This window comes from Pseudoflavonifractor sp. An85 (assembly GCF_002161235.1).
Lineage (GTDB): Bacteria > Bacillota > Clostridia > Oscillospirales > Oscillospiraceae > Enterenecus.
In genome coordinates this window covers 47,067-67,911 of sequence record NZ_NFHE01000013.1, presented here as the reverse complement: position 1 = coordinate 67,911, position 20,845 = coordinate 47,067, and the positions used below count along the sequence as shown (strand labels likewise).

The following is a 20,845-nucleotide window of genomic DNA, read 5'->3' as shown; positions in this document are numbered from 1 at the left end:
GTTCCTCCTTGCAATCAAGACGCAAGAGAGTGAGACACGCCCACTCTCTTGCTCCTATGTTCGGTTATTCGGTGGGAATGGCGGTGTAGCCCTCCGGGGGTGTCAGGCCCAGATCATCGCAAATGGCCTGGTTGTACATCTTGGTGAACTGGGGCGCGTACTCAATGGGCATCTGGGAGATATCTGCCTCGCCCTTGAGAATCTTGATGGCCATCTGGCCCGTGGTCACGCCCAGATCGTAGTAGCTGATGGACAGGGTAGCCACGCCGCAGCCCAAGCAGATGCCCTGCTCCCCGGCAAAGACGGGAATCTTGGCAGGACGGCAGATATTATCCACAATGGAGGCGTTGGACGCCACGGTGTTGTCGGTGGGGACATAAATTACGTCGCTGTTGTCCGCCGCGGTCTGGGTCACCGCCGCCATGTCGTTGGAGTCGGAGAAGGGGTACTGGGTGCAGGTGTAGCCCAGCTCCTCTAAGAAGGCCTGGACGGTGTCCACCTGGTACTGGCTGTTGGCCTCAGCGGAACAGAACAGCAGGCCTACGGTCTTGGCATCGGGACACCACTCCTGAATCATGGCCGCCTGCTGATCCAGAGGCGCCAGATCGGAGGTACCAGAGACGTTGGTGCCCACCGTGCCGGAGAAGTTTTCAATGCCCAGAGCCACGCCGTACTCGGTCACCGAGGTGCCCAGCACCGGAATGGTGCCGGTGGCGGAAGCTGCCGCCTGCACCGCCGAAGAGGCGTTGGCCATGATGAGGTCCACCCCGGCGGAGACAAAGCCGTTGGCAATGGTGGAGCAGGTGGCGGGGTCGTTGGCGGCATTTTGATAGTCAAACACCACCTGATCCCCAAATTCCTCCTTCAAGGCGTCCTGGAAGCCCTGTGTGGCCTGATCCAGCGCCTCGTGGGGGGTCAGTTGCACAATGCCCACGGTATAGGTGGCACCTGCACCTGCCCCAGAATCACCGGACTGGGTCTGCTGGGCTGCCTGGTTGCCGCATCCGGCCAATCCCGCGGCCATGGTCAGGGCCAGTAAGGCAGCCCCTGCCTTCCACATCTTCTTCATCCTTCATTCCTCCTATCTGGTTCGTTCACTTCAACGCTTTTAGCCATCAAAGTGTTTGTGTCTAAACAAAGAGCCTTCCGGCTCGTTGCAGTTAGTATAATGCTTTAATGCATTGATGTCAAGGGATTTTTTCTGGAAATGTGAACGAAAGGGAAACAAGCGCCCCGGGCATGGACTTTCCCATGGGAGTATGGTATACTGTTGAATAATAGATTGCCAAAAAACTTCATGAAAGAACCCACATCATCTCGTATCATCCAGCAGCCCTCGGCAGAGTTTTCCCATCCGCAGATGGGAAAATAAATTGAAATTTCGTATTATCCCAGGACATGCGCATGGGATAATACACTGCTCAGCCCGCCAGTGTGGAATTGGGTCTCCCTTTGACCCAATTGTGCATGCAGCGGGCTGCATCCCCTCGAGAAAATGCTGGCATTTTCGAGATATAGAGAGATATAGATAAGTATGCCCAAGGAGGTCCGCCCCATGGCTGGAAAACTGATTGTATTTGAAGGAACGGATGGTTCGGGAAAGTCCACCCAATTTCAGCGCTGTTGTGAGGCCCTGCAAGCCCAGGGGCGGAGCTTCCGCACCACCCGGTATCCTCGCTATCAGGAAGAGTCCTCTGCTTTGGTGCGCATGTACCTCTCCGGCGCATTTGGCAGCCACCCCAACGACGTCAACGCCTACGCCGCCTCCACCTTCTATGCTGTGGACCGCTTTGCCGGGTACCAGCAGGAGTGGGGCAATTACTATCAGTCCGGCGGGCTGATGGTGCTGGACCGGTACACCACCTCCAACGCCGTACACCAGGCCTCCAAGCTGCCGGAGAGCCAGCGGGAGGAGTTTTTCCACTGGCTGTTTGATCTGGAGTACAACCGCATGGGCCTGCCCCGTCCCGACCAGGTAATTTGGTTGGATATGCCTACTCATCTGGCGGTGGCCAACCTGCGCCGCCGGGAGGCCACCACCCACACCCACGCCGACATCCATGAGGTGGATACCGGCTACCTCACCGCCTGCGCCCAGGCCGCCGCTCAGGCCGCCCAGCTCTACGGCTGGCAGCGCATTCCCTGCGTCAACGACCTAGGCCAGCTGCGCACGGTGGAGGACATTCATCAGGAAATTATGCAGTACATCTGAATACATAAAGGAGGACATACAATGGTCTACATTCTCTTAGGTACCGGTTTTGAAACCGCCGAGGCCCTGGCTCCGGCGGATGTGTTGCGTCGGGGCAATGTCCCCGTGTCCCTGGTAGGTGTCTCTGGCCCTACGGTCGCCAGCGCCCAGGCCGTCACCGTCACCGCGGACCTGACCCTGGATCAGGTGCAGTTGGCCCCCGGCGACATGGTGATGCTCCCCGGTGGACTCGGAGGTGTGGACGTGCTGGAACACAGTGAGTCCGCCATGGCCCTGGTCCGTCAGGCCGCCGCCCACCCCCAGATGTGGGTGTCCGCCATCTGCGCCGCTCCCACCCTGCTGGCCCGGGCCGGTGTGCTGCCCGCCGGTAGCAAAGGGGTGTGCTACCCCGGTATGGAGGATGACCTGGTGAACGCTGGCATCACCCCCTGTATGGAGCAGCCTTTCGTGGTGGACGGCCACTTCATCACTGGTCGGGCTGCCGGGTCCAGCTTTGACTTTGGTCTGGCCCTGCTCACCGCTCTGGCCGGCGCCGATGTGGCCGAGCAGGTGCGAGGCGCCATCCACTACCAGGCATGACTCCCCAGGAGCACAAGGAGCGTCTGCGCCGGCAGGCCGCATCGCTCCCCCGTGCCGACGTTCCCCACCTGCTGGAGCAGTTTTTGGCCTTGCCCCAGGTGGAAGCGGCCCACACTGTGATGGTGTTTTACGGCGTGGGTCGGGAGCCGGACACCACCCACCTCATTGACCAGCTGCTGGCTATGGGCAAGCGGGTGGCGTTGCCGGTGTGTCTGCCTCAGCGAAACATGGAAGCCCGGTCCATCACCAACCAGGACCAGCTCATCCCCAACCACTACGGCATCCCGGAGCCCGACGGGGTATGTCCCATTGTCCCGCCGCAGGAGATTGATGTGGTACTGGTACCCAACATGATGTGCGACCGGGCGGGATATCGCCTGGGCCAGGGCGGCGGGTACTATGACCGGTGGCTGAAAAACTACTTCGGGTTCACGGTTTCCGTGTGCCCCGCCAACCGATTTCAAGAACAGCTGCCCCACGCCGAGTACGACGTGCCGGTGCAGCTGGTACTCACCGACGGCTGAATATGCCAGCAAGGGCGGAGAGTTTCCCCTCCGCCCTTGCTGAGTGTATGCCAGCGTTAGCAGCAGCCGTCGTTGCAGCCGCAGCCACAGTTGTTGCCGCAGCCGTTGCCGCAGCCGCAGTTGTTGCCGCCCATGCCGTTGCCGCAGCAGCAGCAAAGAATGAGTACCAGAATGATGATCCACCAGCAGCCGCCGCCGAAACCATTGTTACCACAACACATAACAAGTCACCTCACATAAAATTTCCGGTACAGGTACCGGCTCGGACGCCGCATCCCAGGGCGGTTGCGGCGCCGGAGTTGGCACCCGTCCCCGTTTCTGCGTTATACTATGTAGCCACGGCTGGATTGGTTCCCCCCAATCTTTCAAAAAAATTGAGACAACCTATCCCAACGAGGAGTGAACGAAACATGTCAGAACAACGTACCCACTCACCCCAGGAGCCTCAGCGACGGCCCCGTATCACCCACAATCGAAAGAAAACCCGCCGCTCCAAGGCGGCTGCAGCCCTGCTGTATGTGCTGTTCGTCGTGGGCCTGTCCGCCGTACTGGCTACTGTGGGCTGGATCTGGGCCAACGACCTGCTGGCCTTGAACAAGGATTACACCTCCGTCATCGTCAAGGTGGAAAACGACGAGAGCTTCGGGGAGGTAGTCAACGACCTGAAGAAGAACGGCCTCATTGAGTACAAGTTCCTCTTCCACCTCTATGGCTGGTTCTCCAACGCCGACGACAAAATCGCTCCCGGCACCTACGAGCTCAACACCGATATGGACTACCGGGCTCTGGTGACCAACATGAGCGCCTCTTCCTCCACCCGTCAGACCATTGACATTACCATCCCGGAGGGCTACACCATAGATCAGACCTTCGCCCTGCTGGAGGAGCAGGGGGTGACCACGGTGGAGAAGCTCCAGGACATGTCCGCCAACTGGAACTACAAGTTCACTTGGCTGAAAGACCTGCCCTTGGGCGACTACCACCGTCTGGAGGGCTATCTCTTCCCCGACACCTATACTTTCTACCTGGGCGAGGATGCCAAGTATGTCATCAACAAGATGCTGGTGAACTTCGAGAGCAAGATGGGCGACTATATGGATCAGTTTACCGAGGAGAGTCAGTACTCCCTCCACGACATCATCACCATTGCCTCCCTCATTGAGAAGGAGACCGACGGTGAGGATTACGGCACCATTGCCTCGGTCATTTACAACCGCCTGGAGAACACGGGCGCTGAGACCCAGGGCTACCTGCAAATCGACGCCACCCTGGTGTACCTCAATGGCGGCAAGGTGCCCACCGAGGAGGACAAGGCCATTGACTCCCCCTACAACACCTACCTGTACAAGGGCCTCCCCGCCGGACCCATCTCCAATCCCGGTATGAAGGCCATCACCGCTGCTCTCAAGCCGGAGAACACCAACTACTACTACTATGTGCTCAATCCCGAGACCAACAAGCACGAGTTCACCAGAACCTATGCCCAGCACCAGGCCCTGGTGGAGAAGTATGGTACCGCCAATGAAGAAGGCTGAGCTGCTTTCCCCCGCCGGGGACATGGAACGGCTGACCATGTCCCTGGCCTACGGGGCCGATGCGGTCTACCTGGCCGGAAATACCTTTGGCATGCGGGCTTTTGCCGGCAACTTTGACCGGGAGGAGATGACCCGGGCGGTGGAGCTGGCCCACGCCAAAGGAGTGCGGGTGCATGTGACCTGCAACACTTTGGCCCGCAACGATGAGATTGCCAAGCTGCCGGAATATCTGGAGTTTCTGGAGTCCATCGGGGTGGATGCGGTGATTGGGGCCGGCGTGGACGTGCTGTCCCTGGCCCACCGCTACGCACCCCATGTGGAAGTGCACATGTCCACCCAGACGGGCATCACCAACTATGAGATGGCCCGGGTGTGGCACGAGTTGGGAGCTAAACGGGTCATTCTGGCCCGGGAGTTGTCCCTGGATGAGGTGGCGGAGATCTGCGCCAAGGCCCCCCGTGACCTGGAGGTGGAGGCCTTCGTCCACGGAGCCATGTGTGTGAGCTACTCCGGGCGCTGCCTGCTGTCCAACTATATGACCGGGCGAGATGCCGCCCGGGGCGCCTGCGCCCAGCCCTGCCGCTACCAGTACGCCCTCATGGAAGAGAAGCGGCCTGGGGAGTACTTCCCTGTTTTCGAGGAAAATGGAGAGACCTTCATTATGAACAGCCGGGACATGTGCCTCATTGACCACGTGCCCGAGCTGCTGGACATCGGCCTGGACTCCCTGAAAATCGAGGGTCGGGCCAAGAGTGCCTACTACGCGGCCATGACCACTGCCGCCTACCGCCACGCCATTGACGCGGCCATGGAGGGCCGTCCCCTGGAACCCATTTGGCGGGACGAGGTGGACAAGGTCAGCCACCGCCACTACTCCACCGGCTTTTACTACGGCCAGCCGGGACAGTACACCGATTCGGCTCGGTATATCCGGGACTGGCAGGTGCTGGCCATCGTCACCGACTGTGACCAGGAGGGCAACGCCACCCTCTCCCTGCGCAACAAGTTCACTGCCGGAGATGCCATTGAGGTGGTGGGCCCCGACGTGGCCGCTTTCCCCCTCACTGCCCCTCTCATGACGGACGGCGAGGGCTTCACCCTGGCCCAGCCCCGGCACCCCCAGATGGTGTTCCACATGAAGCTTCCCCGTCCGGTGCCGCCCCTGTCGGTGGTGCGGGCCTGCCGACCCAATTCCTGACACAAGCGCAAAACCCCCGGTTGGATGCACGTGCATCCAACCGGGGGTTTTTCTATGTTTCTTATGTCTGATCCGACTCTTGGTCTGAATCCTCAGGTTTGTCCTGGGGCTCTTCTTGCTCTGGAGTCTGATCCTTATACTTGGCCAGAATGTCGTCCAGGCTCAGGTCCGCGGCATTGGGTCCGGCAATGATCTGCCGCTGCCGCTGCTCCTCCTGATACATCCATTCTTCCCGCAGTGCGCGACGGCTGCGGGCCAGGCACACAGCCAGCACCACCACAGCCACCAATAGGATCACACCCAATAGAGTCAGGCCCACCAGCACGTAGGACACCACCTGGTCACCCCAGGGGGTCTGAATCTGCCAGCGGAAGATGGAGAACACAAAGCCATCCTGCTGAGGCTCTTCGGTCTCCTCCGGTTCCTCTTCCTGGGGCAGCTCCAGGAACTGATACCGCTGGAAGCTCTTTTGCTCCACGTCGTACAGGTACAACCCCATGGTGCCCGCCTCATCCAAGGCGCAGACGATATAGTGGTTGGGCTCCTCCACCCCGTCGGGGGTGAGCAGGGTGTGCTGCTGGCCGCCCAGTTCCATCATGGTAGAGGAATATCCGGTGGGAATGGCCAGGTCCTCAGGCAGGTTCACCAGCACCAGCTTGCCAGATGCCATGGGCACCTGGACCATCTCCCAGGCCTCCTGGGTCTTGGTGTTGAAGAAGTAGAATCCTGCCTCGTGCTCCTCGTCACCCTCCAGATACACTGCGGTGAGCTTGCCCTCCTCATAGACAATGGCAGGGAAGGTCTGTCCCTCCACCTCCACCTGGGACTGCTCAAAGCCCTTGGGGATGGTCACACCCTCGGGCAGCTGATCGGCAATGGGCAGCTGGACGTCATCCGGCAGGGTCACCATCACATCGGGCACGGGGGTAGCGGTGGGAGAAGGCTCTGGCGTATCCTCCGGATCGGGGGTGTTGGTCCCGCCACCCGTGTTTCCGCCGGTATTTCCACCGGTGTTGCCACCTGTGTTCCCGCCACCGCTGCCTTCTGCCCGGTTGACGGTGATGGTATATGTCTTCTTACTGCCGTTCTCTGCGGTCACTTGGACGGTGACCGTATTGTTCCCCACGTCCAATCCCGTGTTACCCCATACGGCCACTTTGGCCTTGGAGTCGGCGGCCTTGGCGGACACCGCCACGCTGGTGGTGGAGTTGGACACGGAGGCCCGGTAGCTGGTGGTGCCAGCGGAGAAGCTGGGAGACAGGCTGCCGGGGCTAATGGACAGGGAGCTGAGGTTATTGTTGGAGGATGCGGTGGGCTGGGCGTTGATGGTGACCGTGGACCAGCCCGGGGTAACGTTCATGGGATCTCCGTTTCCATCCACAATGGAGTTCTCATAGTTGTTGATGGTGGTCTTGCCCGCTTTCAACGTCTTGAAGGTCATGGAGAAGCTCACGTTACCCGTTCCCATGTTCTCCTTATCCATGACAATCACATTGCCACTCTGGTATCCGTAACCCAAGTCACCAGAGATAAATTGCAAATAGCTGGAGTCGTAATTCACCTTCACCGTGGCAATGGCCACTGCGCCGGTCACCTTCACGTTGATGGTAACGTTGTTGCCTACGGTGACGGTGGGGTCAGAAAAGGTCACAGTGCAGGATTGCGCCGCATGGCTCCGTGGGGTAGTGAGGCTCAGCACCAGGGTCAGAGCCATGACCAGAGCAATCCACTTGCTTGCAAAGTTTTTTTTCATTGATTCTCTCCTATTGGCTAATTAGAGATGTACCTAACACATGGTTACGGACTTTCACACGGTCTGTGTTGTTGACTTGTCCGTCTTTATTTACATCGGCGGCCACAGCCATGGCTCCCGACAGAGAACTGGTGCCCAACACGTGATTGCGGATTTTCACACGGTCCGAGTTATCAATCTTCCCGTCCCCATTGGCGTCGCCGTAAATGAGCACCGTCCACTTGGCGTACTGGGTGCCGTTGTTGTAGTAGATGGTCACAGTGTCTCCGGTGCCCACCACGGCGCTGTCCTGATTGACCGAGCCGCTGGCGTTCTTCACCTGGGCATAGCCGCCGGTGATGTTCAGGTTCTTCACAAAGTCAGAGACCTTGGTGCCCACAGTGATACCGGAGACATAGTTGGCTCCGCTCACCTTATACTTGGGATTGATGGAGAAGTCTCCTTTGTCCGCCTCTCGGGCAATGGTGAGGGTGAAGGTGCGCTGACTGCCGTTTTCGGCGGTGACAGTGATCTTCACCGTGTTGCTGCCCACCTTCAGCTGCACCGTTCCCGCTCCGCTGACCTTTGCCTTGGAGTTCTTGGGGGTGGCGGTGATGGTGACAGAGGATGCAGAGTAGGGCACCACCACGCTGTAGTTGGCGGTGTCATTGTTAAAGCCGGGGGTCAGGGTGTAATTGCCCACCTTGAGGGTGCTCAGACGGTTGTCCGGAGACCCGTCCCCGGTGGGTGCCGCACAGGGCGTGCTGGGCATATCCTCATACACAGGGATGGAGAACACCAGGGGAGCCTGACGCAGCTCCTCGCTGTATCCACCCGCCAGGCTCAGGCCCTCGGAGGAGGCGCCCCACACGCTGGTCATGTACTGGTGGGTGAAGGGGTTGTCCCCCTGCACGTTGAACCGCTTTAAGTACAAGGTATTCTGTCCGGCGGTGACGTACCCGTTGGCATAGAACTGGGCGCCGCCGGTGATGGCCTTCACCCGGCTGTCCCAGGGCCGCCCATAGCTGGTGCCGTTGCCGCTGGAGCCGCCCTTGGCGTAGATAAGGCCGTTTTTCACGGCGGTGTTGCCGCCGCCGGCCACAGCACCGATGTTGTAGTAGTTGAAGTACCCCTCAAACCCCGGGGCCTTTCCGGAAATGCTGTCGCTCTGCCCCTTAACTCCCTGCTCCTGAACGATCATGGCCGCCAGCACGTAGGGGTTGACCCCCACCTTCTTGCCTGCGTCAAAAATCACCTGGGGGTAGTAAATCTTCTTGCCGTCGGTGTCGGTGACGGTGGCATCCAGGAAGGTACCGTCCACCAGCCGCTCCACACCGGCCACGTTCTGCACATTGCCGTCATAGCTTTGCAGCAGGAACTGGAAAATGCTGTTCTGACTGAGGAAGTTCCGAGGATCCATGTAGTAGGCCACGATCTCCCGGGAGGCTGCCACCCAGCCGCCAGAGTCATACACCGTCCACACCCCAGTGTCCCAGTTGTAGGCCTTGGGGTCGGTGGACTTCCAGCTGGACTTGGAGGTGGACTGCACCAGGCTCTTGCCGATCACCGACTCCTGATCCACCGCATAGTCCCAGTCAAACCCGGTGTGATCGGCCTTGAACACCCACTCGGGGTACATGGCGTGGAGCATTTTCAGCCCGTCCCAATAGGACTCAGGGAAGCCCTGCTCCTTTAAGTACGCCTCGAACTCCTTGTCATCCAAACCACTGCTGATGATCCGGACGTAGGTGCTGATGACGTAGCCGGTACCACCGTTGTAGTCAATGGCGTACCAAGTGGCTCCGTCCGAGGCCTTTTTCTCCCCAATAATGGTGACGGTAGTGCCGTCGTAGATGAGGCCCAGCCGACTATACGAGGTGCCCGGCCCAGAGCGGACGCTCAGCCCCACCACTGTATCTGTGATGACACCATAGCGCACGTTGTCGGCAAAACCGGCCACTAGCACAGATACCATCACCATGCAGATGGCAAACACGGTAACGATGCCCGCCAACCTCCGAGTCCTTTTTTCCATTCTCTTTCCAGAATGCAACATGTTCTCTCCTTACTCCACCGGGAAAGTACCGGAACGCCGCTCCACGCCTTCCCATATTCTTCCATCCCAAAGTATATAATACGACCTTATGTCGTCACGTTCGACCTCTATTCTATAAGATGAGCCCCCATTTGTCAACCAAAGTTGACCCATGGGGGCTGGTACAAAAGGTATGAAGATTATACAAAAAAATTCAGGCCAATTCGGTGGAAATAATGTCCACGCAGTGGTCCAGGTAGCGGCGCAGGGGCTGCTCCTCTCCCGTGGCGATGCGGATGCCGCAGCGATTGGCGGGGATGAGCACCTTGATGGCGGAGCTGTCCCCCACCGCCTGGGCCATACGGGGGGAAATCTCCCCCATCAGGCCATTGGCCATGAGAATGGCCACAGAGCCGGCCACAAAATCCGCCCGAGCCACATTGAAGATCACCGCGTTCTCCCCGGTGGCCCCGTCGTCTGCTCCTCCTTTGAGCATGGCCTCGGTGGCCGCCGAATTGGTGCCTAAAGCCCGCACGTGCACCTGGGGCAGCCGCTCCTTGATGCGGGCCACCAAGGCCTTGCCCATGCCGCCGCCGTGGCCATCCACCACCACCACCAGAGGTTTCCGTTCACCCATGTTATATCCTCCTTGGTTTTTGGTATGTTCAACATGATACCATATTTCTCCCCTTCTGCCAATGAGGGCATGGCACAGGATTGATTTTCCGGGTCAAATGGTGTAAACTAGCTTGTAATGCATTGTTATTTTCCAGGATTCTGTCAGGAGGGAAGCCTATGTCTCATCCCTTTTCCCACTACCAGGAAAGCGCAGACTATTTGAAAACCCAACTGGAGGATTTTGTCCCCCAAATTGCCCTGATTCTCGGCTCAGGCCTGGGCGATCTGGCCCAGGAGGTGACCCAACCGGTGGCGGTGCCCTATGCCGCCATTCCCCACTTTCCCCGCTCCACCGCTCCCGGCCATGTGGGGCAGCTGGTGTTTGGCACCTTGTCCGGCAAGCGGGTAGCGGTGATGCAGGGCCGGGTGCACCACTACGAGGGGTATCCCTATGAAGATGTGGCCTATGGTGTGCGGGTGCTGCGGCTGCTGGGGTGCCAGACCCTGCTGGTGACCAACGCCGCCGGGTGCGTGCACCAAGATTGGAACGCCGGAGACATCATGCTCATCTGCGACCAGATCAAGCTGGGGGGCGAGTCCCCGCTGCGGGGGGAGAACCTCCCACAATTCGGCGTGCGCTTCCCCGATGCCTCCACCTTGTACACCCCCCATCTCCAAGAAGTGGCCCGGGATGTGGCCAAGGGGCTGGGTATCCCCCTGCGGGAAGGGGTATACTATTACAGCTTTGGACCCCAGTACGAGACCCCGGCAGAGATTCGGGCCATTCGAGCCCTGGGCGGGGATGCCGTGGGCATGTCCACCGCTCCGGAGGTGATTGTGGCCGCCCACTGTGGAATGCAGGTGCTGGGCTTTTCCCTGCTGTCCAACATGGCCGCCGGTATGCTGCCCCAGCCTTTGAGTGAGGAAGAAGTGCTGGAGGCGGGAAAAGCTGCCCGCCACCGCTTCGCTCCCCTGGTACTGGGCTGTCTGGAGCGGATGTAAGGAGGAACCTATGGCTATCTTATTTACCAACGTCACCGCCGCCCTCATGGACCAGGCGGGGACCATTCTAACCGGCGGCTACGTCCAGGTGGACGGGTCCACCATCACCTATGTAGGCGCCCATCGGCCCCAGGGCGACTTTGACCGGGTGGTGGACTGTACCGGCAAAGTGATGCTGCCGGGCCTCATAAACGCCCACACCCACCTGCCCATGACCCTCATGCGGGGGTACGGCGGCGGCTGCGACTTGCAGACCTGGCTGCATGACTACATCTTCCCTGCCGAGGGAAAGCTGGACGCCCAGGCGGTGGCTGCAGGGACGGGGCTGGGACTGGCGGAGATGATCGCCTCGGGCGTCACCTGTGTGGCGGACATGTACATGTTCACCTCCACCATCGCCCAGGAAATTTTGAAGGCTGGCATCAGCGCCAACCTGTCCTGCGGGGGCGTGTACTTCGGCGACCCGGCCGACTTTGACCCCAACACTTGCGGGGACTGCATCGCCCAGCGGGAGCTCACGGATGCGTGGCACGGCGCTGGAGACGGCCAGATTCTCATGGACGCCTCCATCCACGGGGAATACACCTCCTCGGCCCCCCTGTGGCAGTGGATGGCTCAGTTTGCCCACGACCACCACCAGCGCATGCACGTGCACGTGTCCGAAACAGTCAGTGAGCATCAGGCTTGCCTCACCCGCCACGGCATGACTCCCATCCAGACCCTGAACCAGTACGGGGTGTGGGACAACGGCGGCATTGCCGCCCACTGCGTGTATACAACTCCCGAAGACTGGGCCATTATGGCGGGAAAAGGTGTCTCCTGCGTCCACAACCCCTACTCCAACTTGAAGTTGGGCTCCGGGGTGGCCCCCATCCCCGATATGTTAAAGGCCGGGGTCAATGTGGCTCTGGGTACCGATGGCATGTCCTCCCACAACAGCGCGGATTTGTTCGCCGACGTGAAACTGGCCGCCCTGCTCCACAGCGGCGTGCGCTGTACCCCCGGCGCGGTGTCTCCCCGTCAGGCTCTGGAAATGGCCACGGTGGCAGGCGCTGAGGCCTTGGGCCGTCCCACCGGCCAGATTGTGGCGGGCAAGGTGGCCGACCTCATTTTGGTGGACTTCACCGCCCCCAACCTCACCCCCTGCCACGACGTGGTGGAAAACCTGGTCTTTGCCGCCCACGGCTCCAATGTGGTGATGAATATGGCCCGGGGTAAGATCATATATGAAAACGGTACCTTCTACACCTTGGATCTGGAGAAGATTCAGGCCCAGGTGAAGGAGTACGCCCTCCCCCTCCTCTTTGGTTGACCCAAAATCTTTTGGTGAAAGGTTGAGAATATGTCCAATCCCACCTCGAAAAAAAATACCTTCTTTGGCGGCGCGGCTGTACTGGCTGCTGGCATCGTCATCGTTAAGCTGATTGGAGCGCTGTACAAGATTCCCCTGGGCAATATTCTGGGGGAGGCGGGCTTCTCCGACTTTAACACCGCCTACTACATCTACTCCCTGCTCATCACCGTCTCCACCGGCGGTCTACCTGTGGCTCTGTCCAAGATGATCTCCGAGGCCCACGCCCTGGGGCGGCACAACCAGGTGCAAAAAATCTTCCGGGTAGCCTTTCTCACCTTTTTTGTGCTGGGCACCATCAGCTTCTGTCTCATGTTCTTCTTCCCCAAGCAGTTGGCGGGCCTGATGAACAACGCCCAGAGCTGGTACTCCATCCGGGCTCTGGCTCCCGCCATCTTCTTTTTGTGCCCCCTGTCTGCCATGCGGGGCTACTTCCAGGGCCATGCCATCATGACCCCCACCGCCGTGTCCCAGATCATCGAGGCCCTGTGTAAGCTGGTCATTGGTCTGGCACTGGCCACCTTCCTGCTGAAAAGTTCCAACAACGAGTCCGTGGCCGCCGCCGGCGCCATTTTCGGCGTGTCGGTGGGCTGCGCTCTGGGTATGCTGTACACCGCGTTCTGCTTCCGCACCCAGCGGCAGCACGCCCCGGTGGGCCATGATCGCACCACCTCGTCCAAGAAGATTTTCCGTACCCTGCTGCAGCTGGCCATTCCCATCACCCTGGGTTCCTCGGTGATCGGCCTGGTCAACCTCATTGACACCAGCATGATCTACGGACGGCTTCAGGATGCCGCAGGCTTTTCCGAGCTGGACGCCCGCTCCCTCAAGGGCGTGTACGACCAGGCTCTGACCCTGTACAACCTGCCCTCCTCCTTCATGGTACCCCTCACCGCCTCCATCATCCCGGCGGTGTCTGCCGCCCAGGCGGTGAAAAACCGCAAGCTGGGTGCTCAAATCAGTGAGACCGCCCTGCGCACCACCGCTCTGCTGGCCATTCCCGCCGGCGTGGGCCTGTTTGTACTCAGCCAGCCCATCATGCAGCTGCTCTACCCCTCCACCGACGTGGAGTTGGGCGGCTATATCCTGTCTATTCTGGGTCTGGCGGTCATCTTCGTGTGCTTCATGCTGGTGTGCAACGCCATCATGCAGGCCCACCACCTGGTGACTATCCCCATGGTGACCACCATCATCGGATGTATCTTCAAGTTGCCCATCAACTACGTGCTGGTGGGTAACCGGGGCATCAACATCAAAGGCGCCCCCGTAAGCACCCTGTTCTGCTTCGGCCTTATCGCCGTGATGGATCTCATCATCATCAAGCGCACCTTGCCCCGCTCCCTGAGTCTGATGCGAGCCTTTGGAAAGCCTCTGGCCACCTCTCTGATTATGGGTCTGGCGGTTTGGGCCTGCTACGGCCTGACCTCCTCCTTCCTCACCACCCCCCAGGGGCTGAGCAATTCCGCCAATGCAATGGCCACCCTCCTGTCCGTGGGTGTAGGCGGCGTGGTATATCTGGTGCTGGTGGTGGTGCTCCAGGCCATCTCTCCGGAGGATTTGAAGTTCATGCCCAAGGGAGATAAAATTGCCCGGCTGCTGCGCATGGGTTAAATTCCAAGAAATCCTTGTATTGTAGGTGAAAGTATGGTAGATTTTACGCTTAAGGACCATTACACGGTTCAAGATCTGGTGGATATTGTCCGGGTGCTCCGCGCCCCCGGCGGCTGCCAGTGGGATGCCCAGCAGACCCACGAGTCCATCCGCCGCAACTTCCTGGAGGAGGCCTACGAGGTGGCCGAGGCCATCGACCAGAACTCCACCGAGCACCTCCAGGAGGAGCTGGGTGACGTGCTGCTCCAGGTGGTGTTTCACACCTCCATCGAGGAAGATGCCGGTCACTTCCATCTGGACGATGTGGCCGACGGCGTGTGCAAAAAGCTCATCTTCCGCCATCCCCATGTGTTTGGGGATGTGACCGTCTCCTCCACCGGCGAGATTCTGGCCAACTGGGAGGAGCTGAAGAAAAAGGAGAAGGGTCAGGCCACCCAGGCGGATGCCGTGGACGCCGTGGCCCGCTCCCTTCCCGCTCTGTGGCGGGCAGAAAAGGTGCAGAAGAAGGCCGCCAAGGTGGGCTTTGACTGGGACAGCGTAGATGGAGCTGTGGACAAGCTCTCCGAGGAGCTGGACGAAGTGAAAGAGGCCATTTCCGGACATGGCGACCCCGCTGAGGAGCTGGGCGACCTGCTCTTTGCCGCCGTCAACGTCTCCCGCTTTCTGAAGGTGGACCCGGAGGATGCCCTCCAGGCCGCCTGTGACAAATTCGCCGCCCGCTTCCGCCGGGTGGAGGAGGAAGTCACCGCCCAGGGCAAGCAGATGGAAGAGATGAGCCTTTCGGAACTGGACGCCATCTGGAACGCCATCAAGCACCCCGATACCCATTGATTTGTCAACCATTAGGAGGAATTATCAACATGAACAAAGCCGATCTCATCAACGCCGCCGCTGAAAAGACCGGTCTGTCCAAGAAGGACACCGAAGCCACCCTCAACGCCGCTCTGGAGGTCATCACCCAGGCTCTGGCCCAGGAGGAGAAGGTGCAGCTGGTGGGCTTTGGCTCCTTTGAAGTGAAAAGCCGTGCCGCCCGCATCGGCCGAAACCCCCACACCAAGGAGCAGATCAACATTCCCGCATCCAAGACCCCTGTGTTCAAGGCCGGTAAGGCTTTGAAGGACACTGTGGCCAACTAAAATGATAGGGGTCAGGCATGTGTTCCGCCTGACCCCTTCCCATTAGGAGGATTTGTTATGCGATTAGATAAGTGGTTGAAGGTGTCCCGGCTCATCAAGCGGCGCACCGTGGCCAACGAGGCCTGTGACAACGGCCGCATCACCGTGGGGGGCCGAGTAGTCAAGGCCTCTTACGAGGTGAAGGTGGGCGACATCCTGGAGATGAAGTTTGGTGAGAAGACCTTCCGGGTGGAAGTGCTGTCCACCGCCGATATCGTGGGCAAGGCAGACGCCAGCGCGATGTACCAGCAGCTGTGAGCTTCTCGAAAATGCAAGCATTTCCGAGAGGAAATTGCAGCCCGCTGCATGCATAATTGGGTCAAAGGGCGACCCAATTCCACACTGGCGGGCTGAGAAGTGTTTTTTCCGATGCGCATGTCCTCGGAAAAAACGGATTTCAATTGATTCCGTCACCTGTAGGTGCCGGAACTCTGCGAGGCTTTGAAAAGGAACAGGGGTGAGCGAAACGCTCACCCCTGTTTTTATGCGGTTTCTTCTGCCAGATTGCCAGTGTACAGCTGATAATACTTGCCTTTCTTTTCCATCAGTTCGTCATGGGTGCCCCGCTCGATGATGCGGCCCTGTTCCATAACCATGATGCAGTCGGCGTTACGCACCGTGGACAGCCGGTGGGCAATGACGAAGGTGGTGCGCCCGGTCATCAGGGCATCCATGCCGTCCTGCACCAGCCGCTCGGTGCGAGTGTCGATGGAAGAAGTGGCCTCGTCCAGAATCAGCACCGGAGGATCGGCCACGGCGGCCCGGGCAATGGCCAACAGCTGACGCTGGCCCTGGCTCAGGTTGGCCCCGTCTCCGGTGAGCATGGTGTTGTATCCGTCGGGCAGACGGCGGATAAAGCCATCGGCGTTGGCCAGTCGGGCGGCGGCCATACACTCCTCGTCGCTGGCCTCCAGGTTTCCATAGCGGATGTTGTCCATCACCGTACCGGTGAACAGATGGGTATCCTGGAGCACAATGCCCATGGAGCGGCGCAGGTCTGCCTTCTTGATCTTGTTGATGTTGATGCTGTCATAGCGGATTTTACCGTCGGCAATGTCGTAAAAGCGGTTGATGAGGTTGGTGATGGTGGTCTTGCCTGCACCGGTGGCGCCTACAAAGGCGATCTTCTGCCCCGGCTTGGCCCACAGGCTCACGTCATGGAGCACCATCTTGTCGGGGGTGTAACCGAAGTCCACATGGTCCAGCACCACGCTGCCCTCCAACTTGGTGTAGGTGACGCTGCCGTCGGCCTTATGGGGATGCCGCCAAGCCCACACGTTGGTGCGGTGGTCGGCGGGGGACACGCTTCCGTTGGCGTCCTCCTTGGCATCCACCAGCTCCACATAGCCCTGGTCGGCCTCGGGCTCTTGATCCATCAGGTCAAAGACACGGGCGGCGCCGGCGGCGGCGGTGACCACGAAGTTCACCTGCATGCTCACCTGGCTGATGGGCTGGGTAAAGCTCTTGTTCAGGCCCACAAAGGTGATGACGGTACCCAAGGTCACCCCACCCATGCCGTTAATGGCCAGCAGAGCGCCCACAATGGCAACCAGGGCATAGCTGAGCCAGCCGATGTTGTTGTTGATGGGCATGAGCAGGTTGGCGTAGCGGTTGGCCTTGTTGGCGCTCTCCCGCAGGGCCTGGTTCACTTCACGGAAGTCCTCCATGGCCGCCTGCTCGTGGCAGAACACCTTCACCACCTTCTGGCCGTCCAGCATTTCCTCAATGAAGCCGTCCACAATGCCAAGGTCCCGCTGCTGCTCCACGTAGTGTTTGCCGGAGAGTTTGGAGAAAGTAGCGGTGACCCACAGCATCACCAGGGCAGTGAGTACCGAGATGATGGTCAGGGACGGACAGATGATAATCATGGTGATAAGGGTAGCCACCATGGTGATGATGGAGTTGATGCCCTGGGGAATGCTCTGGCTGAGCAGCTGCCGCAGGGTGTCCACGTCATTGGTGTACACCGACATGATGTCCCCGTGGGGGTGGGTGTCAAAATACTGGATGGGCAGGGACTCCATCTTGGAAAACAGGTCGTTGCGCAAGTGGCGCATGGTGCCTTGGCTGACGTTGACCATGATGCGGTTGTAGCCAAAAGAGGCCAGAATACCCACCACCATAATGATGGCCAGCTTAATGATCTCGCCTGCCAAGCCGCTGAAATCCGGGTTGACGCTGCCGATCAGTGGCACGATGTAGTCGTCCACCAGGGTCTGGGGAAAGGTGGCGGCCAGCACGGTGGCCACCGCCGAGACCAGAATACACACAATGACCAGGGCGAACAAGGGCCCGTAATAGTGGAGCATATAGGTCAAAATCCGGTTGAGGACGCCCATGGCCTTGGGGTTTTGTTTGGTTGCGTTCATATCCATGAGACCTCCTTTCTTATGCGGGCTGGTCGAAGTCGCCGCCGCCCTTGACCTGGGAGTCGTAAATCTCCCGGTAGATGGCGTTACTCTCCAGCAGATGTTCATGGGTGTCAAAGGCGTCCACCCGGCCATTGTCCAGCACCAGAATGCGGTCGGCGTGCTCCACACTGGACACACGCTGAGCGATGATGATCTTGGTGGTGCCGGGGATTTGCTGGGCCATGGCGGTGCGGATGCGGGCATCGGTGGCGGTGTCCACGGCAGAGGTGGAGTCGTCCAGAATCAAAATCTTGGGCTTTTTCAGAAGCGCCCGGGCGATGCACAAACGCTGCTTCTGGCCGCCGGAGACGTTGGAACCGCCCCGGTGAATGTAGGTGTGATAGCCGTCGGGAAGGCGGTCAATGAACTCGTCGGCACAGGCCGCCTGACAGGCCGCCACGCACTCTTCTTCCGTGGCGTCCGGGTTGCCCCAGCGCAGGTTTTCCAAAATGGTGCCGGAGAAGAGGGTGTTCTTTTGCAGCACCACAGACACCTGGTTGCGCAGGGCCTCCATGTCGTACCGCCGCACGTCCAGACCGCCCACCTTCACACAGCCTTGACTGACATCGTACAGTCGGCAAATCAAGTTCACCAGGCTGCTCTTGCCCGATCCGGTACCGCCGATGACACCAATGGTCTCCCCGGACCGGATGTGTAGGTCAATGTGGGACAGAGCATTTTTGTCACTGCCCCGCTTGTAGGAGAAGGTCACATCGTCGAAGTCAATGCTGCCGTCCGCCACTTCCATGACAGGCTGCTCCGGCTCTTTCAGGTCGGGGGTCTCGGAGAGCACTTCTCCGATACGGCGGACGCTGGCCATGGACATGCTAATCATCACCACCACCATGGACAGCATCATCAGGCTCATGAGCAGGGACATGATGTAGCTGAACAGGCTGGTGAGGTCGCCGGTGGTCATATCTCCAGCCACGATGAACTGAGCGCCCAGCCAAGAGGCGGAGAGAATGCAGAAGTACACCGCCAGCATCATGGCGGGGTTATTGAAGGCCAACAGGCCCTCAGCCTTGACAAACATCCGGTACAGGTTGCCGGAGGCCTTGGAGAACTTGCGGTTTTCGTACCCTTCCCGCACAAAGGCCTTCACCACCCGGATGCCGGAGATGTTTTCCTGCACACTGGCGTTGAGGTCGTCGTACTTCTGAAACACCCGGTTGAAGATGTTCAGGGTCACCACCATAATGGTACCTAGCACCACCACCAGAAACACCACCGCAAAGAGGAACATCTGGCTGGTGGCAGGGCTGATGAACAGGCACATGGCAAAACTGAACACAAACAGCATGGGGGCCCGCACCGCCACACGAATCACCATCATAAAGGCGTTTTGCACGTTGGTGATGTCGGTGGTCATACGGGTGACCAGGCCAGGCACGCTGAACTTGTCGATGTTGGAAAAGGAAAAGGTTTGAATGCGGGCGTAGATGGCCTCCCGCAAATTGGCGGACAGGCCAGAAGATGCGCTGGCTGCATACTTGCCCGCCAGCGCGCCAAACAGCAGGCTTACCAGGGCCAGCACCACCATAATGATACCGTAACGGTACACCACGGGCAGATTGGCCTTCTCCAACCCCTCGTCAATGAGCCGCGCGGTGATAAAGGGCAGGAGAATTTCCATTAAAACCTCCAAAGCCGTCAGGCCAATGCACAGCAGGGTATCCTTGCGGTACTGCCTGAGCTGTCGCAAAACATTTCTCACATGTATGCCTCCTTGAAACTCGCCGAGAAACCCAGGTATTTTGCCCATTTCTTCCTCGTCGAAGCTGTTTTTTATGGGTGTTTTGCCGGTTATTGTCCCAATTTTCCGACAGTCCCATATCTTTTATATCACACCACCCCCTTGCAAGGGAAATTCAAATCTGTTATTATCTATAAACAACTTTTATGATTAGATGCCTTAGGAGGAGAGCACCATGAACACCGCACAGCTGGAATGTTTTCTAGCCGTGGCCGACTTTCTCAATTTTTCCCGGGCGGCGCAGCACCTGCGTCTGACCCAGCCGGCGGTGAGCCACCAGGTCAAGACCTTGGAGGACGAGCTGGGGGTGGCGCTGTTCCAACGCACCAGCAAAAAAGTGCGCCTGACCCAGGAGGGACATATGTTTTTGCAGTATGCGGGGAAAATTTTGGAGCTGGCCAACGTCTCCCGGGCTCAGGTCAAAGGCAGCTTCCAGGTGCGCCCTCTGCGCCTGGGCATCGGCTGCCGCAGCAGCGCAGACCTGCGCCTCATCCGTCCCGCCCTGGAGCGGATGCAGCAAGAGGCGCGCCGGGTGCTTCCCCTGTTGCGGCTCATCCCCATGAGCGCTCTGGACAATCTGCTCACCGAAGGGGATATACAGGTGATGTTCACCTTCCAGGAAAACGCCCCCCAAAACAGCGTCTACCGGGAGCTGGTGCGCTGTCCCGTGGTGTGTGTCTGCCGAAACGACCATCCCCTGGCCCAGCAGGAACGGGTCACCCTGGAACAACTGAAAGAGGGGGGCCGCATTGCCGCCTGTCGTCCCCCCATGTGTCCTCCCTCCATCTTTGCCGCCCAGGGCCAACTGGTCACCTGCAAGCCGCCGGAACAGGTGATGTTCTGCGAGAGCCAGGAGGTGCTGTTCACCCTGGTGGAGACGGGATATGCCTTTTCTGTCATGGCAGATTTCCCGCAGCTTCGCTCCTCCACCCTGCGCTATATTCCCGTGGAGGGCTGCCCGCCTCTCTCCTTCGGGGTGTCCTACCTCCAGGAAAACCGCAGCCCCACCCTGCGGCGGTTTTTGACCTTATTGGAGGAGACTTTAAAGATTGCCCCATGAAAAAACACCGTTGTGAAGGATTTTCGTCCTTCACAACGGTGTTTCT

At 59.2% G+C, this 20,845-nt stretch carries 19 protein-coding genes; 12 read left to right on the top strand and 7 right to left on the bottom strand.

Annotation, left to right across the window (positions count from 1 at the left end; all coding sequences use genetic code 11):
- Window positions 1-64: 64 nt before the first annotated feature.
- Window positions 65-1,069: an ABC transporter substrate-binding protein gene (locus B5G37_RS07885; RefSeq protein ID WP_087256204.1), complete on the bottom strand. Its 1,005-nt coding sequence runs from the start codon at window positions 1,067-1,069 to the stop codon at window positions 65-67.
- A gap of 486 nt (window positions 1,070-1,555) precedes the next feature.
- Here B5G37_RS07885 and B5G37_RS07880 point away from each other — a divergent pair, with 486 nt between their 5' ends.
- Genes B5G37_RS07880 through B5G37_RS07870 form a run of 3 tightly spaced genes read left to right on the top strand, consistent with a single transcriptional unit; the run spans window position 1,556 to window position 3,315 of the window.
- Window positions 1,556-2,212, top strand: coding sequence for a thymidylate kinase (locus tag B5G37_RS07880; protein WP_087256202.1), 657 nt, complete (start codon window positions 1,556-1,558; stop codon window positions 2,210-2,212).
- A 21-nt stretch (window positions 2,213-2,233) separates the two neighbouring features.
- Window positions 2,234-2,791 carry a DJ-1 family glyoxalase III gene (locus B5G37_RS07875; protein WP_087256200.1) on the top strand — a complete coding sequence of 186 codons (558 nt, stop codon included), beginning with the start codon at window positions 2,234-2,236 and terminating at the stop codon, window positions 2,789-2,791.
- On the top strand, window positions 2,788-3,315 hold the full coding sequence (locus B5G37_RS07870; protein WP_087256197.1) for a 5-formyltetrahydrofolate cyclo-ligase: 528 nt from the start codon (window positions 2,788-2,790) through the stop codon (window positions 3,313-3,315). The genes B5G37_RS07875 and B5G37_RS07870 overlap by 4 nt, the downstream gene beginning before the upstream one ends.
- A 56-nt stretch (window positions 3,316-3,371) precedes the next feature.
- Here B5G37_RS07870 and B5G37_RS15545 read toward each other — a convergent pair whose 3' ends face one another.
- Entirely contained in the window at window positions 3,372-3,536 is a 165-nt protein-coding gene (locus tag B5G37_RS15545) for a hypothetical protein (protein ID WP_204217896.1), read from the bottom strand.
- A gap of 189 nt (window positions 3,537-3,725) precedes the next feature.
- Here B5G37_RS15545 and mltG point away from each other — a divergent pair, with 189 nt between their 5' ends.
- Window positions 3,726-4,850 carry an endolytic transglycosylase MltG gene (mltG, locus tag B5G37_RS07865; protein WP_087256195.1) on the top strand — a complete coding sequence of 375 codons (1,125 nt, stop codon included), beginning with the start codon at window positions 3,726-3,728 and terminating at the stop codon, window positions 4,848-4,850.
- Window positions 4,825-6,048 (top strand): U32 family peptidase, encoded by a 1,224-nt coding sequence (locus B5G37_RS07860; RefSeq protein WP_242962819.1) that lies wholly within the window; start codon window positions 4,825-4,827, stop codon window positions 6,046-6,048. The genes mltG and B5G37_RS07860 overlap by 26 nt, the downstream gene beginning before the upstream one ends.
- A gap of 61 nt (window positions 6,049-6,109) precedes the next feature.
- Here B5G37_RS07860 and B5G37_RS07855 read toward each other — a convergent pair whose 3' ends face one another.
- From B5G37_RS07855 to B5G37_RS07845, 3 genes are all read right to left on the bottom strand, one after another.
- On the bottom strand, window positions 6,110-7,801 hold the full coding sequence (locus B5G37_RS07855; protein ID WP_087256191.1) for a cadherin-like beta sandwich domain-containing protein: 1,692 nt from the start codon (window positions 7,799-7,801) through the stop codon (window positions 6,110-6,112).
- Window positions 7,802-7,811: 10 nt separating this feature from the next.
- Window positions 7,812-9,794, bottom strand: a complete 1,983-nt coding sequence (locus B5G37_RS07850; RefSeq protein WP_158099370.1) for a cadherin-like beta sandwich domain-containing protein — start codon at window positions 9,792-9,794, stop codon at window positions 7,812-7,814.
- A gap of 235 nt (window positions 9,795-10,029) precedes the next feature.
- Window positions 10,030-10,452, bottom strand: coding sequence for a DUF3842 family protein (locus B5G37_RS07845; RefSeq protein WP_087256187.1), 423 nt, complete (start codon window positions 10,450-10,452; stop codon window positions 10,030-10,032).
- Window positions 10,453-10,610: 158 nt separating this feature from the next.
- On the opposite strand from B5G37_RS07845, the gene B5G37_RS07840 reads away from it, so the two are divergent.
- Genes B5G37_RS07840 through B5G37_RS07815 form a run of 6 tightly spaced genes read left to right on the top strand, consistent with a single transcriptional unit; the run spans window position 10,611 to window position 15,830 of the window.
- Window positions 10,611-11,435 (top strand): purine-nucleoside phosphorylase, encoded by an 825-nt coding sequence (locus B5G37_RS07840; protein WP_087256185.1) that lies wholly within the window; start codon window positions 10,611-10,613, stop codon window positions 11,433-11,435.
- 10 nt (window positions 11,436-11,445) lie between these two features.
- Window positions 11,446-12,747, top strand: a complete 1,302-nt coding sequence (locus tag B5G37_RS07835) for an amidohydrolase (protein ID WP_087256183.1) — start codon at window positions 11,446-11,448, stop codon at window positions 12,745-12,747.
- A 30-nt stretch (window positions 12,748-12,777) separates the two neighbouring features.
- On the top strand, window positions 12,778-14,397 hold the full coding sequence (locus tag B5G37_RS07830; RefSeq protein WP_087256181.1) for a polysaccharide biosynthesis protein: 1,620 nt from the start codon (window positions 12,778-12,780) through the stop codon (window positions 14,395-14,397).
- A 33-nt stretch (window positions 14,398-14,430) separates the two neighbouring features.
- Window positions 14,431-15,228: a nucleoside triphosphate pyrophosphohydrolase gene (mazG, locus tag B5G37_RS07825; protein WP_087256179.1), complete on the top strand. Its 798-nt coding sequence runs from the start codon at window positions 14,431-14,433 to the stop codon at window positions 15,226-15,228.
- A gap of 29 nt (window positions 15,229-15,257) precedes the next feature.
- Window positions 15,258-15,533 (top strand): HU family DNA-binding protein, encoded by a 276-nt coding sequence (locus tag B5G37_RS07820; protein WP_087256177.1) that lies wholly within the window; start codon window positions 15,258-15,260, stop codon window positions 15,531-15,533.
- A gap of 57 nt (window positions 15,534-15,590) precedes the next feature.
- Window positions 15,591-15,830, top strand: coding sequence for an RNA-binding S4 domain-containing protein (locus tag B5G37_RS07815; RefSeq protein WP_087256175.1), 240 nt, complete (start codon window positions 15,591-15,593; stop codon window positions 15,828-15,830).
- A 224-nt stretch (window positions 15,831-16,054) separates the two neighbouring features.
- On the opposite strand, the gene B5G37_RS07810 is transcribed toward B5G37_RS07815, so the two are convergent.
- Window positions 16,055-17,941 carry an ABC transporter ATP-binding protein gene (locus B5G37_RS07810; RefSeq protein WP_343229697.1) on the bottom strand — a complete coding sequence of 629 codons (1,887 nt, stop codon included), beginning with the start codon at window positions 17,939-17,941 and terminating at the stop codon, window positions 16,055-16,057.
- 19 nt (window positions 17,942-17,960) lie between these two features.
- Window positions 17,961-19,700 carry an ABC transporter ATP-binding protein gene (locus tag B5G37_RS07805; protein ID WP_087256171.1) on the bottom strand — a complete coding sequence of 580 codons (1,740 nt, stop codon included), beginning with the start codon at window positions 19,698-19,700 and terminating at the stop codon, window positions 17,961-17,963.
- A 214-nt stretch (window positions 19,701-19,914) separates the two neighbouring features.
- Here B5G37_RS07805 and B5G37_RS07800 point away from each other — a divergent pair, with 214 nt between their 5' ends.
- Complete coding sequence (locus tag B5G37_RS07800; protein ID WP_087256169.1) at window positions 19,915-20,799, top strand: LysR family transcriptional regulator; 885 nt, start codon at window positions 19,915-19,917, stop codon at window positions 20,797-20,799.
- The last annotated feature ends 46 nt before the right edge of the window (window positions 20,800-20,845 follow it).